11 protein-coding genes and 3 pseudogenes are annotated in these 14,453 nt (G+C 62.8%); 9 read left to right on the top strand and 5 right to left on the bottom strand.

The window, feature by feature from the left end:
• Positions 1–5: 5 nt before the first annotated feature.
• A complete protein-coding gene (locus tag ACWUKX_RS06115) occupies positions 6–596 on the bottom strand; it encodes a transglycosylase SLT domain-containing protein (protein ID WP_456004855.1) in 591 nt (196 codons plus the stop codon).
• Between the two features lie 218 nt (positions 597–814).
• On the opposite strand from ACWUKX_RS06115, the gene ACWUKX_RS06110 reads away from it, so the two are divergent.
• The gene (locus ACWUKX_RS06110) at positions 815–2,353 is read left to right on the top strand and encodes a trimethylamine methyltransferase family protein (protein ID WP_456004852.1); all 1,539 of its coding nucleotides are present in this window, start codon (positions 815–817) and stop codon (positions 2,351–2,353) included.
• Positions 2,354–2,471: 118 nt separating this feature from the next.
• Positions 2,472–4,913, top strand: a complete 2,442-nt coding sequence (locus tag ACWUKX_RS06105) for a GcvT family protein (protein ID WP_456004849.1) — start codon at positions 2,472–2,474, stop codon at positions 4,911–4,913.
• 19 nt (positions 4,914–4,932) lie between these two features.
• Here ACWUKX_RS06105 and ACWUKX_RS06100 read toward each other — a convergent pair.
• Positions 4,933–5,324 (bottom strand): annotated as a pseudogene (locus ACWUKX_RS06100) (DoxX family protein).
• A gap of 195 nt (positions 5,325–5,519) precedes the next feature.
• Here ACWUKX_RS06100 and ACWUKX_RS06095 point away from each other — a divergent pair.
• Entirely contained in the window at positions 5,520–6,008 is a 489-nt protein-coding gene (locus ACWUKX_RS06095) for a hypothetical protein (protein ID WP_456004846.1), read from the top strand.
• A gap of 89 nt (positions 6,009–6,097) precedes the next feature.
• Here the strand turns inward: ACWUKX_RS06095 and ACWUKX_RS06090 are convergent, their stop codons facing one another.
• Positions 6,098–6,874, bottom strand: coding sequence for a VOC family protein (locus tag ACWUKX_RS06090; RefSeq protein ID WP_029351571.1), 777 nt, complete (start codon positions 6,872–6,874; stop codon positions 6,098–6,100).
• Positions 6,875–7,047: 173 nt separating this feature from the next.
• Between ACWUKX_RS06090 and ACWUKX_RS06085 the strand changes: the two are divergent.
• The 6 genes and pseudogenes from ACWUKX_RS06085 (at position 7,048) to ACWUKX_RS06060 (ending at position 12,379) form a co-directional block, all read left to right on the top strand.
• Positions 7,048–7,790, top strand: a pseudogene (locus ACWUKX_RS06085) (gamma-glutamylcyclotransferase).
• 113 nt (positions 7,791–7,903) lie between these two features.
• Complete coding sequence (locus ACWUKX_RS06080) at positions 7,904–9,268, top strand: NAD(P)-dependent oxidoreductase (RefSeq protein ID WP_456004843.1); 1,365 nt, start codon at positions 7,904–7,906, stop codon at positions 9,266–9,268.
• 2 nt (positions 9,269–9,270) lie between these two features.
• Complete coding sequence (gene preA, locus ACWUKX_RS06075; RefSeq protein ID WP_456004840.1) at positions 9,271–10,584, top strand: NAD-dependent dihydropyrimidine dehydrogenase subunit PreA; 1,314 nt, start codon at positions 9,271–9,273, stop codon at positions 10,582–10,584.
• A gap of 372 nt (positions 10,585–10,956) precedes the next feature.
• Positions 10,957–11,475 carry an RrF2 family transcriptional regulator gene (locus ACWUKX_RS06070; protein WP_456004838.1) on the top strand — a complete coding sequence of 173 codons (519 nt, stop codon included), beginning with the start codon at positions 10,957–10,959 and terminating at the stop codon, positions 11,473–11,475.
• 12 nt (positions 11,476–11,487) lie between these two features.
• Positions 11,488–11,946: a carboxymuconolactone decarboxylase family protein gene (locus ACWUKX_RS06065; protein ID WP_455841296.1), complete on the top strand. Its 459-nt coding sequence runs from the start codon at positions 11,488–11,490 to the stop codon at positions 11,944–11,946.
• 56 nt (positions 11,947–12,002) lie between these two features.
• A pseudogene (locus ACWUKX_RS06060) lies at positions 12,003–12,379 on the top strand (DoxX family protein).
• Between the two features lie 128 nt (positions 12,380–12,507).
• Here the strand turns inward: ACWUKX_RS06060 and ACWUKX_RS06055 are convergent.
• On the bottom strand, positions 12,508–13,341 hold the full coding sequence (locus ACWUKX_RS06055; protein ID WP_456004835.1) for an SDR family oxidoreductase: 834 nt from the start codon (positions 13,339–13,341) through the stop codon (positions 12,508–12,510).
• 327 nt (positions 13,342–13,668) lie between these two features.
• The gene (locus ACWUKX_RS06050; RefSeq protein ID WP_455841299.1) at positions 13,669–14,298 is read right to left on the bottom strand and encodes a TetR family transcriptional regulator C-terminal domain-containing protein; all 630 of its coding nucleotides are present in this window, start codon (positions 14,296–14,298) and stop codon (positions 13,669–13,671) included.
• Positions 14,299–14,453: the final 155 nt, after the last annotated feature.

Genomic DNA, 14,453 nt, shown 5'->3' with positions numbered 1-14,453 from the left:
CTTCATCAACGCGCGCATTGGCGTAGCTGCGCGGCATAATCCCGAGCCATCTTCTCGGTGGCTCGCGCATAGCGCTGCACGCCGGCATCGCCGCGATTCCCGCGGCCATAGGCCGTCCAGCCGAGATAATAGGCCAGGTAGAGGTTGTAGGTGTCGTTGCGGGCGACGCCGAGCGTGTCTGATGTCTTGGAATGATACCAGCCGACGAAATCGACGGCATCGGCAAAGCTGGTGCGGCGCGCCGCCCAGCTGCCGGTCTCGCTTTGATACTGCGCCCAGGTGCCGTCGAGCGCCTGCGAGAAGCCGGTGGCGCTGGAGACACGTTTCCAGGGAATGAAGCCGAGAAGCTTGGTGCGCGGCGGCCTGGCGTTGCTCTTGAAACCGGATTCGTTCCGCACCGTCGCCATCAGCACGGGAACCGGCACGCCGTGCTTCTGTTCGGCGCGTTCGGCCGCCGCCTGCCAGTTGTCGAACCAACCGTCATTCTGCTCGAACACGGCGCAGACATCGTTGATATGGCGTGGCGGCGTCGCGCAGGCCGACAGCGCCAGCAACACGGTAACAGCTATAATTTTACTAAAACTCGATCTTCCCATTGCAAGAGGATTAGGCCGAAAACATAAAAGGAATCTTGCTGCGTTCCTTAACGGCCCATCGGCCGCTTTGGTCGCGGCAGAGGGAGGATAGATATTCCGACGTTTTATGTCGCTTTTGTCGGCGTGAAATTCCCGATATGCCGCCTTGGCTAAAATCACGCCCGCGGGTGGCGGATTTCTGACAGCCCGATCCTCGTGCCGGCGCTTTGATGCCCCGCATGAACGAACCGAGACGCAAGCGCGGCGCCGAGCGAACCAGCAACAGGGGACCGGCCGCCATTCCGCAACTGCCGTTGCGCCGCGTGACAAATCCCTATCCGCCAATGGCGATGCTCTCGGCCGAACAGATCGAGGCGATCCACCAGGCGTCGATGCACATTTTGGAGAATTTCGGCATCGAGGTGATGAGCCCGCGGGCGCTCTTGCTGTTCGAGAATGCCGGAGCCAAGGTCGATCACGCGTCGATGACTGTCCGCATCGACCGCGGCATGATTGATGAGGCACTGAAGACGACGCAGTCGAGCTACACGCTGACGCCGCGCAACCCGGCCCATGCCGTCCATCTCGGCGGCAACACCATCAACTTCACCCTGGTTGCCGGGCCGCCCAATGTGCATGACATGGAACGCGGCCGCCGCGCCGGAAACCTGCGCGACTATTGCGATCTCACCCGGCTGGCGCAGCATTTCAACTGCATCCACATGCTGGGCAACCAGGTCTGCGCCCCGGTGGAACTGCCGGCCAATTCACGCCATCTCGACACCTATTTCGCCAATCTGACGCTGGCCGACAAAAGTTTTCACGTCTCGGCGATCGGCCGCGGCAGGGCGCTCGACGGCATCGAAATGATGGCAATCGCGCGCGGATTGACGCTTGATGAGATGCGCGACGATCCCGGCATCACCACCATCATTTCGGTCAACTCGCCGCGCCGCTTCGACGAGATGATGGCCGAAGGGCTGATGACCATGGCCGAATTCGGCCAATCGGTCGCGGTGACGCCGTTCACGCTGATGGGGGCGATGAGCCCGGTGACGCTTGCCGGCGCGCTCGCCCAACAGAACGCCGAGGCGCTGTTCGGCGTGCTCTTGACGCAGCTTGTCCGCCCTGGCGCCCCGGTCATGTATGGCGCCTTCACCTCCAATGTCGACATGAAGTCCGGTGCACCGGCGTTCGGCACGCCGGAGAACACCAAAGCCAACATCGCCTCCGGGCAGCTGGCGCGGCGCTATGGACTGCCCTACCGGACGACGCCGGGCTCGGCCTCCAACGCCGCCGACGCGCAAGGCGCCTATGAGACGCTGATGGCCCTGTGGGGCGCGGTGCTCGGCCACGGCAATCTCGTCTACCACGCCGCCGGCTGGCAGGAGGGCGGGCTGACCGCGTCGTTCGAAAAGTTCATCATCGACGTCGAAATGATCCAGCACATGATGGAGTTTTTGCGCCCGATCGAAGTCAACGAGGCCGAACTCGCCGTCGAGGCATTGGGGGCGGTGCCGACCGGCGGCCATTTCTTCGGCGAGCCGCACACGCTGGAGCGCTACGCCACCGCCTTCTATCAGCCGATGCTCTCCAATTGGCAGAATTACGAGGCCTGGCAGGAGGCCGGCGGGCTCGACGCCACCGCGCGGGCGACGCGGCTGTGGAAGAAAGCGCTGGAAGATCATGTCGAGCCGGCGATGGATATTTCCGTGCGCGAGGCGCTGGAGGCGTATGTGGCAAAGCGCAAGGAAGCGATCGGGCAGGGCGAGCCGTGATGTTGTGTCGTGCGTCCTCGAGAACCCCCTCTGGCCTGCCGGCCAGAGGGGGTGATTTAGCTCCTTCCATCCCGATTCACCTCACCCGTCCAACCCACTGAAATAAACGAGAAAATCCATGAAATCGCATGCAAAGGTCGTGGTCATTGGCGGAGGCGTCGTCGGCTGTTCCGTGCTGTTCCATCTCGCCCGTCACGGCTGGACCGACATTTTGCTTCTGGAGCGTGACGAGCTGACCTCCGGCTCGACCTGGCATGCGGCCGGCGGCATGCATACGATCAATGGCGATCCCAACGTCGCCAAGCTGCAGAAATACACGATCTCGCTCTATAAGGAGATCGAGGAGCTGTCCGGCCAGGCGACCGGCGTGCATCTGACCGGCGGCGTGCTTTTGGCGGCGACCGAGGCGCGGCTCGACTGGCTGCGCGGCGTCGTCGCCAAGGGCCGCTATCTCGGCATCGATCTGGAGGAGATTTCGCCTGATGAGGCGGCCGAACTGATGCCGCTGCTCGATCCGAAGCAGTTCGTCGGCGCCGTCCGCAACAAGGAGGACGGTCATCTCGATCCATCGGGCGTCACCCATGCCTATGCCAAGGCCGCGAGAAAACTTGGCGCGGAGGTTGAGCGCTTCACCAAGGTCGAGGGCATCGTGCGCCGCCCCGACGGGCTGTGGCGCGTCATCACCAACAAGGGCGACGTGGTGGCCGAGCATGTCGTCAACGCCGGCGGTCTATGGGCGCGCGAGGTCGGCCGCATGATCGGGCTGGAACTGCCGGTGCTGGCCATGGAGCACATGTACCTGATCACCGAGGACATGCCGGAAGTCGCCGCCTGGAACCAGAAGACCGGCACGGAGATCATCCACGCGGTCGACTTCGACGGCGAGCTGTATCTGCGCCAGGAGCGCGGCGGCATGCTGATGGGTACCTATGAGAAGGCCAATAAGACATGGTCCGAATTTTCCACGCCGTGGAATTTCGGCCACGAACTGCTGGAGCCCGACATCGACCGCATCGCGCCGTCGCTGGAAGTCGGCTTCAGGCATTTCCCGGCCTTCCAGAACACCGGCATCAAGCAGATCATCAACGGTCCCTTCACCTTCGCGCCGGACGGCAACCCGCTGGTCGGACCGGTGCGCGGCCTGCCGGGTTTCTGGGTCGCCTGCGGCGTCATGGCGGGTTTCTCACAGGGCGGCGGCGTCGGCCTGGCGCTGGCGAACTGGATGATCGAGGGCGATCCGGGCGCCGACATCTGGGCGATGGATGTCTCGCGCTACGGCGACTGGGCGACGATGGCCTACACCAACGCCAAGGTGCGAGAGAATTATTCGCGGCGTTTTTCCATCCGCTTCCCCAATGAGGAGCTGCCTGCCGGGCGGCCGCTCAAGACCACGCCGGTCTATGACCTTTTGTCGGCCAAGGGCGCGCAATGGGGCGTGGCCTATGGGCTGGAAGTGCCGCTGTGGTATGCGCCCGAGGGCGTCAAGGACGAGTTCTCGTGGCGGCGCTCGAGCGATTTCCAGCATGTCGCAAAAGAGGTGAAGACGGTGCGGACACGTGTCGGCCTGTCGGAAATCTCGTCATTCGCCAAATACAGGGTGACGGGCGAGGGCGCGGCGGACTGGCTCGACCGCCTGCTTGCCTGCAAGCTGCCAAAACCCGGCCGCATGACGCTGGCGCCGATGCTGAAGGAAGACGGCAGGCTGATCGGCGACTTTTCGCTGGCCAATCTCGGCAGTCCCAATTCCAACGGGGAGGACTGGTTCCTCGCCGGCTCCGGCATTGCCGAGCAGTATCACATGCGCTGGTTCGAGGCGCATCTGCCGCAAGATGGCTCGGTCCGTATCGAGGCGCTGGGGGCGAAGCTGACGGGCCTGTCGATCGCAGGACCCAAGGCGCGGGACGTGTTGGCCAGAGTTACGCGGGCGGATGTGTCGAATGCGGCGTTTCCGTTCATGGCTACGGCCAAGATGGATGTCGGCATGGCGCCGTGCCTGGTCGGCCGCGTCAGCTACACCGGCGATCTCGGCTACGAGATCTGGGTGGCACCGGAGTATCAGCGTGCCGCGTACCAGACCTTGATGGCGGCGGGCGAAGAATTCGGCATCGGCCTGTTCGGCTCACGCGCGCTCAACGCGCTGCGGCTTGAGAAGAACTACGGCTCGTGGGCGCGCGAATACCGGCCGATCTACGGGCCGCTCGAAGCCGGCCTCGACCGTTTCGTCGCCTATGGCAAGGAGGCCGATTTCATCGGCAAGGAGGCTGCAGTGGCTGAGCGCCAGCAAGGCGGCAAGCTACGGCTGCGCGCCTTTGTCGTCGATGCGGCGGACGCCGACGTCATCGGCGACGAGCCGATCTGGTTCGACGGCACCGTGCGCGGCTGGGTCACGTCAGGCGGCTACGCGCACCATTCGGAGACGTCTGTGGCCATGGGCTATGTCCCGAAGGAAATCGCCGACGAGGCCGACGGTTTCCAGATTGAGCTGTTGGGCAAGTGCTTTCCCGCGCGCGTGCAGTCGACACCGCTGTTCGACGCGAATCTCGAGCGGATGCGGGGGTAAAGGCGCCGCTGGTGGCGGCTCAAGCGCTGCGGCGGTTGTCCAGCGCCAAGGCGCCGGGACCGGCGAACACAAGATAGAGGAAGATGAAGCAGAAGGAGATTGCCGCATCGCCGCCATTGTTGACCGGGAAGAAGTCATGCGGCATGTGGGCCATGAAATAGGCGATCGCCATCTGGCCGCTGAGAAGGAACGCGACCGGCTTGGTGAACAGCCCCAAACCAGCAGGATGCCGCCGACGAATTCGAGGACGCCCGCGGTGAGCGATAGCCCACTCAGGGCGCCGGCAGAATCGCTGACGGGAAAATTGAACAGTTTCTGGGTGCCGTGCTCCATAAACTGCAGCGCCGTCATGATGCGCAATGCCGCGAGAGCCTGCGGCTGGTATCTGGCGAGACCGTCAAAAAACTTCATCAAAAGCTCCATTCCACTCGTCGGGATCGGCCATAAATTATGGCCAGGCCATGGACCACTCAATTGCCATGGCCTGCCATCAACAATCGGTGGTTGGAAATGGTTTACCTCATTTATTTTTTCTCTCTATGGTTGCATTAGTATCTCTGTGGTTGTATTGATGTGTAGCTTCAAACCATGCGGGTTACCTTTGCCATGAAAAAAGTCGTCGTCAGCCTATTCGCAATCCTTGCAGGCACGAGCGTCGCCATAGCCGACGACGCCAGCTGTGCTGCTTTCAAATGGCCGGTGACGCGCGAGCAGGCCCTGTTTGCGGCAGCGCCCGCCGCGCAGTCCGGGGCTGACCTTTCGGTCGGCGAGGCTGCAGATGTGGCGTTGGCGCCGGTCGACACGATCAGCTTCACAATTCCGCCGGAACGCGCGCCGGCAGCCGGTACATTCGGCGCGACGGCAAGCGTGGCCGTGCCCCCTGAGGGAGAGCTCCAGATCAGCCTGTCTGATGAGGCCTGGGTCGATGTCGTTCAGGACGGCAGAGCCGTGAAGTCGGCGGCTTTCAGTCGTATGAAGACCTGTCCGGGGATTCGCAAGAGTGTGCGCTTCAAGCTGGCCGCCGGTCCGGCCACCGTGCAGTTCAGCGGCGCGAAAAAAGATACCCTCAAGGTCGCGGTGCTGACGCCGGAGTAATTCTCGAGGGGCCGGAAGGACAGGGCTCCTCCTTGTCCTGCCGGACATCTCCCCCAATCGGGGGAGATCGGCCACTGCTGCCGACGTTGTTACCGCACCGGCGCCGTTAGCGCGAAATGGGCGCCTTGCGGGTCCGTGCACATTACGATCCAGCTTCCACCCGGAACCTCCATCGGGCCCACCAGGATCTGACCGCCATTGTCGGTCACGCGCTTGGCCGCCGCGTCGATGCTAGGTACATTGAAATAGAACTGCCAGACCGGCACGGGGATCTGCTCGGGCTTGTTCATCATGCCGCCAATAGGTTCGCCGCCGGCGGTAAAGAGCTGGTAGATGCCCATCGGCCCCATATCCATGGCATCGCCCGTTTCCCAGCCGAACTGGTCGGAGTAGAAATCGAGGGCCGCCTTCCAGTCTGATGTATAGAGCTCATGCCAGCCGATACTGCCAGGAGTGGTGGCCGGCAGGGCAGGCTGGTCCGGACCGTCGGGCTGCAGGAAATTGAACACCGCGCCTTGCGGATCGGCGACGACGGCAAAACGACCGACACCGGGGATGTCGTCGGGTTCGCGGTGAACAGTGCCGCCCGCCGCCTTCAACGACTTCGTCGCGGCGTCGACATCCCTGGTATGGATGTAGCCGACCCAGGCCGGCGGCATGCCCGTCTTGCGTACTTCTTCTGGCTGCGCCATCAGCCCGGCAACGCCGCGCTCGCCGACATTCATGACAATGTAACGAGGCATGCCTGGCGCCCCGTCGAAAACCTGCGCTTTCCAGCCGACCACATTCGTGTAGAAGGCCTCGGCAGCGTCGAGATCGGTGGTCATTAGCTCGTACCAGAAGAAGGGCATGGGGGATTCTGGCATCGTCGTGCTCCTTGCGTTTCTGTCGTTGATCGTGTGCGATCCATCCTAGGACGATCTTCGCGACGTGAATCCGACACCTGGGTCAAGAATCGACCGAGGCAAGGCACCGCCGTTCAAGTCTTGCGTACTTCGCGGTTTTCGCCTTTCCTTTAGTCAACGAGGGGTGTTGGTCCATGCGCCGGATGTCGCTCACTTCAGAGCTTGTCGCGCTATGCCATCGGAGGAGGCCGATCCCGGTCCCGATGGAAGCTGGACGCAACTGAACGATGAGGATTTCCAGACCCTCGCGTCGCGGCTATCGAGCGAAGCAGGCGCGGGCCCCTTGTGGGTGTTCGCCTATGGCTCGCTGATCTGGAAGCCGGCTTTCGAGTCCGTCGAACGACAGCGCGCTACCGCTTTCGGCTGGCACCGGTCCTTCTGTCTCGACATTGCCCGCTGGCGCGGCAGCGCTGCGCAGCCGGGACTGATGATGGCGCTAGAACGAGGTGGCCGATGCGATGGTGTGATCTACCGCTTGCCGGAGGGGGAAAAGCCGCTGCAGATCGAAAAACTGTTGCGGCGCGAGATCGACGATCACGAGAGTGTCGGCTCGGTCAGGTGGCTTCCGGTGCGTACGGCTCAAGGCACGCTCAGCGCGCTGGGCTTCTGGGTCGGCGTAACCGGCAGGGGCACCTCGCTCAATCAGCCCTTGGAAAATGTGGCGCGGGTGCTGGCCAGGGCATGCGGGCATGTCGGGTCCGGCGCCGAATACCTCTACAACACCGTGAGTCACCTGGAAGAATTCGGCATTCGTGACCGCAATTTGTGGCGGCTGCAGGAACTGGTCGCGGACGAGATCAGGTCGATCCATGGCAGCACCCCCCGGAATGGGCCTGCTCTCCACACAGTGATCGCGCGTGAAATCTCGATAACATGAGTTTATTTATCATATTTTATTGTGGGTTTTCAGCGGCTTGCGTCGAAAATTGACCAATTGATAAAAAAACAAAACGTGTTAGCCTTCCTCAACACTCAAGAATGGGGAGCGGAATGGCGACTGGTCATTTCAAGCAGGGCATTGCCGGCGGCCGGCTTTCGCCCGAACAGTATGCCGATAATTTTTCCGACCTGCATCCGCCGCTCGATCATCACGAGGCGCTGGTCGAGTCCGATCGCTGCTATTTCTGCTACGACGCTCCGTGCATGAACGCATGCCCGACCTCGATCGACATCCCGTTGTTCATCCGCCAGATCTCGACAGGCAATCCGATCGGCTCGGCCAAGACGATTTTCGACCAGAACATGTTGGGCGGCATGTGCGCTCGCGTCTGTCCGACCGAGACGCTGTGCGAAGAGGTCTGCGTGCGCGAAGTGGCGGAAGGCAAGCCGGTGCAGATCGGCCGGCTGCAGCGTTATGCAACCGATGTCGCCATGGCTGAGAATAAGCAGTTTTATGCGCGCGCCGCGCCGACCGGCAAGACGGTCGCCGTGGTCGGCGCCGGACCGGCAGGTCTTGCCGCCGCCCATCGGCTTGCCCGCCATGGTCATGAGGTGACCATCCTCGAAGCCCGTCCGAAAGCCGGCGGTCTCAATGAATACGGCATCGCCGCCTACAAGAGCATCGACAATTTTGCCCAGGCCGAGGTCGATTATGTCCTGTCGATCGGCGGCATCGACGTCCAAAATGGCAAGGCGCTCGGCCGCGACTATCAATTGTCGGACCTGACCAGGAATTATGACGCGGTGTTTCTCGGCATGGGGCTTGGCGGCGTCAATGCGTTGCGCGCCGACGGCGAGGACGCGCAAGGCGTCACCAATGCGGTGGAGTTCATAGCGGAGCTTCGCCAGGCCAGTGACCTTGCCAGCCTGCCGGTCGGCCGGCGCGTCGTCGTCATCGGCGGCGGCATGACGGCGATCGATGCGGCGGTGCAGTCGAAGCTGCTCGGCGCCGAAGAGGTGACGATCTGCTACCGGCGCGGGCAGGAGCACATGAACGCTTCCGAATTCGAGCAGGATCTGGCTGCCGCCAACGGCGTCGTCATCCGTCACTGGCTGCAACCGAAGCGGGTCATTGCCGAAGGCGGCAAGGTCTCGGGCATCGAACTCGAATACACGGCGATGGATGGCGACAAGCTCGTCGGCACCGGCGAGCGGCTGACACTGGTCGCGGACCAGGTGTTCAAGGCGATCGGCCAGAGCTTCGTCCCGGCTGCGCTCAACGGCAGCGGCGCCTTGCTTGCTTTGGAAGCCGGCCGCATCAAAGTCGATGCCGAAGGCCGCACCTCGCTGGCCAATGTCTGGGCCGGCGGCGACTGCATCTTTGGCGGCGACGATCTGACCGTCTCGGCCGTGGCGCAAGGCCGCGACGCGGCCGAATCGATCCACCGGGCACTGACCTCAATCGGGAGGGCATGAGCATGGCAGATATCAGAAACAATTTCGTCGGCATCAAATCGCCGAATCCGTTCTGGCTGGCCTCTGCCCCGCCGACCGACAAGGCTTACAACGTCATCCGCGCCTTCAAGGCGGGCTGGGGCGGCGTGGTGTGGAAGACGCTCGGCGAAGAGGGGCCGCCGGTGGTCAACGTCAACGGTCCGCGCTACGGCGCGATCTGGGGCGCCGACCGCCGCCTGCTCGGCTTGAACAACATCGAGCTGATCACCGACCGCGACCTGCAGGTCAATCTGCGCGAGATCAAGCAGGTCAAGATGGACTGGCCCGACCGCGCCATCGTCGTCTCGCTGATGGTGCCTTGCGAGGAGCATGCGTGGAAGGCGATCCTGCCGGTGGTCGAGGAGACGGGGGCCGACGGCATCGAGCTCAATTTCGGCTGTCCGCACGGCATGTCGGAACGCGGCATGGGCGCCGCCGTCGGCCAGGTGCCGGAATACATCGAAATGGTGGTGCGCTGGTGCAAGGCCAACACCCGCATGCCGGTTATCACCAAGCTGACGCCCAACATCACCGACATACGCAAGCCGGCGCGTGCCGCTCTTGCCGGCGGCACCGACGCGGTGTCGCTGATCAACACCATCAATTCGATCACCGGCGTCAATCTCGATAGTTTCGCGCCGGAGCCGACGATCGACGGCAAGGGTTCGCATGGCGGCTATTGCGGCCCGGCGGTGAAGCCGATCGCCATGAACATGGTGGCCGAGATCGCCCGCGATCCGGAAACGCATGGCCTGCCGATCTCCGGTATCGGCGGCATCACCACGTGGCGCGACGCTGCCGAATTCATGGCGCTTGGCGCCGGCAATGTGCAGGTCTGCACGGCGGCGATGACCTATGGCTTCAAGATCGTGCAGGAGATGATCGCCGGCCTGGAGAACTGGATGGACGAGAAGGGCCATGCCTCGCTCGATGACATCATCGGCCGCGCCACGCCCAATGTCACCGACTGGCAATATCTCAACCTCAATTACGTCGCCAAGGCGCATATCGACCAGGAGGCCTGCATCAAATGCGGCCGCTGCCACATCGCCTGCGAGGACACCTCGCACCAGGCGATCACCGCAATCGTCGATGGCGTCAGGCATTTCGAGGTGATCGAGGCCGAATGCGTCGGCTGCAATCTCTGCGTCAATGTCTGCCCGGTCGAGAACTGCATCACCATGGAGCCGCTGGCGGCTGGCGTGATGGACCAGCGCACCGGCAGACCGGTGTCGCCGGTCTACGCCAACTGGACGACGCATCCAAACAACCCGATGGCCAAGGTGGCGGCGGAGTAGGGCTCGCTTCAGCCGGAGTTCCTCGCCCCACGAAGTGGGGAGAGGTGGCCCGGCGAAGCCGGGACGGAGAGGGGTCTTCGGGGCGACTGGGAATGGCTCCCTGATGGCCTTTTATCCTGCGCCTCATCCTTCACCGTTTCTGTCATCGCAAACGTCATGCCCCTCTCCGTCCCGGCTTCGCCGGGCCACCTCTCCCCGCTCTGCGGGGGCGAGGAACAGAAGTCGCGTGCTGCGTGTCGAAAGCCGCCAGACCTTCGCTCTTCGGCAATCTCTCTTTCGCGGCCATCGCAAACACGCAGAGATTTTTCATTTTCATATTGCGGATAAAAATTATCCACGATAAACTGTATCCATGAATCGGAGATCAGCACGATGAAGCTGGGCGAGGGCGTCGAAGCGGCCATCCACTGCGCCGCGATGCTTGCCGGAATGGAAGGCGCGGCGACCATGCCGGGTGCTGCCATGGCGGAAGCGTTCGGCCTGTCGCCGAGCTATCTCCTCAAGCATCTCAACGCGCTGAAGACGTCGGGCATTCTGGAATCGGTGCCCGGGCCATCGGGCGGTTACCGGCTGGCGCGGCCGGCGGAGCGCATAACGCTGCTCGACATCGTGCAAGCCGTCGAAGGACGTGAACCGGCCTTCCGCTGCGGTGAAATCCGTCAGCGCGGGCCGGTCAGGCTCGATGCCGCGGCCTATGTCAAACCCTGCGGCATCAACGTCGCGATGCTGAAGGCCGAGGGCGCCTATCGCGCGGCTCTTGCCGAAGCCCGTCTTTCCGACATCGTGGCGCAGTATAGGAGCGATGCCGATCCCCGTTCAGTCGCCGCGAACTGCGCCTTTGTCGAACGCCATCAGCGACCGCAGAAATCGATTTCAACCAAGCAAGCGTGAAAGGTGAAGACGATGAAACAGAGGCTGCAATTCTTCGGCGCGGCGCCGGAAATCATGAAAGCGGTATCGGCGCTCAACAAGGCGGTCGACGAATGCGGGCTCGAGGCAAGCCTGTTGCACCTGATCAAGCTGCGGGCGTCGCAGATCAATGGCTGTTCGTATTGCGTCGAGATGCACAGCCGCGAGGCGCGCCATGACGGCGAGACCGAACAGCGGCTTTACCTCGTCTCCGCCTGGAAGGAATCGCCGCTGTTTTCCGAGCGCGAACGCGCTGCCTTCGCCTGGACCGAAACGGTGACGAAGATCGCCGATAACGGTGTTTCGGACGAACTCTATGCGCGGACGCTCGAGCATTTCTCGGAAGAGGAATTGGTAAAGCTGTCTGTCGCGCTTGGCATGATCAACACCTGGAACCGGCTTTGCATCCCGTTCCAGGCCATTCATCCGATGCCGGCGGCGAACGCCGCCTGAGCGGTCGAACCGGCGCGCGGCCTTGCGCCGCGAGCCTTTTTGCTGGGATCAAGAACATGTTGTCGAATTTTGAGAATGAGATTCTTCTTGCCGCCCGTCTGTTGCTTGGCGGCGCGTTCGTCTTTGCCGGCCTGCGCAACGTCCAGAACGCAACCTTCCTTACCAGTTGATGGCGACACGCGGCGTGCCGCAGGCGCGGCTGATGCTGTGGCTGGGGATCGTCCTCCAGATCGTCGCCGGAGTTCTGGTGATATCGGGTGTCTGGACCGCTGCCGCCGCTCTGTGCCTCGTGCTGTTCCTAATTGTCGCCACCCCGATGTTCCACAATTTCTGGGATCATCAGGGGCCCGAGCGCGCGTCCCGTATCAATGGCTTTGTCGGCAATGTGGCGTTGACCGGAGGGTTCCTGGCGTTGGCGGCGCAGCCGCTTTGACGGTTTGGATGGCCGCCTCGTGGAGGCCGCCGCCACGGTCTTTGGCGTCAGCCAGCTTCCGCGCCGCGCGGCCGATGCGGAAGAGCCGCCGACGATCACGGCATGTGAGGGTTTCTCGCTCGTGAACGTTATCTCGAGGTTACGGGGGCTGACTGACGCCCGACGAGGTCGAGGCTCAATGTCCGCAATTGCTGTCTTGCCTTTGCGTCATAGGCCTGTGCATTGGCGCGAGATTCTCTCTGGCCGTCGAAATAGAGGCCGCTCCGCCCTTCGAGCGCGGGCGACGTGGCAAGGTTGAGGATGGCGTCAGCGCCGGTCTCGACCGAACTCCACGGCGTGATGCCTGCCTGCCGGACCATGGTGGTGTTCATGTAGCTTGCGGGATGCAGGCTGTTGACGGTCACATTGGTGCCCTTCAGTTCCTGCGCCAGATCGATGGTGAACATGATTTGCGCCAGCTTGCTCTGGCTGTAAGCGCGAACGCCGTCATAGTTGCGGGTCAGCATGACATCGTCGAAATCGATCGCCTGCTGGCCGGCCGAGGCGACATTGACGATGCGCGCCGGCGCGCTCGCCTTGAGCAGCGGCAGAAGCTCCGATGTGAGCAGGAAGCCGGCGAGATAGTTGACGGCAAAGCGCAGTTCGTAGCCGTCGGCGCTGACCTGTCGTTTGGTGCCTGCGGTGCCAATGCCGGCGTTGTTGATGAGAATGTCGAGCCGGTCAGTCCTGGCGCGCACGGCCTCGGCGAGGCGGCGGACCTCGACCATTGACGAGAGGTCGGCGACGAGAAGCTCGGCCTTGCCACCAGCGGCTTCGATCTCGGCGACCGCCGCCTGGCCCCGTGTCGCATCGCGACCATGCACCAGGAGCCGCGCGCCGCCCGCGCCGAGCCTTTGCGCGACCAAGCGGCCGACGCCGTCGGTCGATCCGGTGATGAGGACGGTCTTGTCTTTCAGTTCCATGCTTGGAGCCTCCGTGTCGTTGCTCTGAGTGGAAGATGGGACGTCCGGCACGCGTCAAACAGGTCAACCTTTATCGATACTGCTAATGACGCCGATGGGTCCCCGACGCATTCAGCCGATGGTGGCCGCAGCGAAGCGGCGTCGCGAAGACCGGGGATCTATGCCGTGACATCAACGAGGAATGCCGCGGAGTAGAATTCTGCCCCTCAGCAGCGCTGTGAGGTCACGGCATGGATCTTGGGGTCTGCGCTGCGTCGCTCCGCTCCTTGCTGCGCCCAGGATGACGAAACGAAGAGCGCTTCGGCCAATCTCCACGATACCCGAGAGTCAGCTTTTTGGCTTCAGCCCGTCGACGAACAATTGCTCGAGAAACCTTGCCGCATCCTCGAAGCGGCCGTCGCCGCCGCGGTTGGGGCCGAGCACGGCGCGGACCTGAACGTCGAAATCGGCATAGTGCTGCGTCGTCGCCCAGATCGAGAAGATCAGGTGCCAGGGGTCGGTGCGGGCGATCTTGCCGGCGCGCATCCAACCCTTGATGATGGCGGCCTTCTCGTCGACCAGAGTCTTCAGCTCGCCTTCAAGCATCGGCATGATGCGCGGCGCGCCCTGCAGGATCTCGTTGGCGAACAGCCGGCTTTCCCTAGGAAAATCGCGCGCCATTTCGAGTTTGCGCCTGATGTAGCTGCGCAATTCGGTTAGGGGATCGCCGATGTCGTCCAGTTCGCGCAACGGCGCCAGCCAGGTGTCCAGAAGCCGCTGCATCAGCGTCTCGTGGATGTCCTCCTTGCGGCGGAAATAGTAGAGCAGATTCGGCTTCGACATGCCGGCGGCTTCAGCGATCTGGTCGATGGTCGAGCCGCGAAAGCCGTTGGTTGAGAAGACCTCGAGCGCCGCCTCCAGGATGAGCTCGCGCTTTTCCTGCTGGATGCGGGTGCGGCGCGGGGCAGGGGTGTCCATGCCTGTCGTCATCCCCGCAGGACATTGCCGCGAGGGTCATCTGGACCAATTCTCTGGACCAGTTTTTCTCCGGCCTGTGGAGCGCGCCTCAGCTGCCGCATTTCCGCTAGTAATCCCTTGACCGCCGACAGGGCGGTGCTAACGTTTGTCCAATC

Source organism: Mesorhizobium sp. f-mel (genome assembly GCF_053850215.1).
The sequence above is the reverse complement of the archived record's forward strand: the minus strand, read 5'-3'. Positions and strand labels throughout refer to the sequence as shown.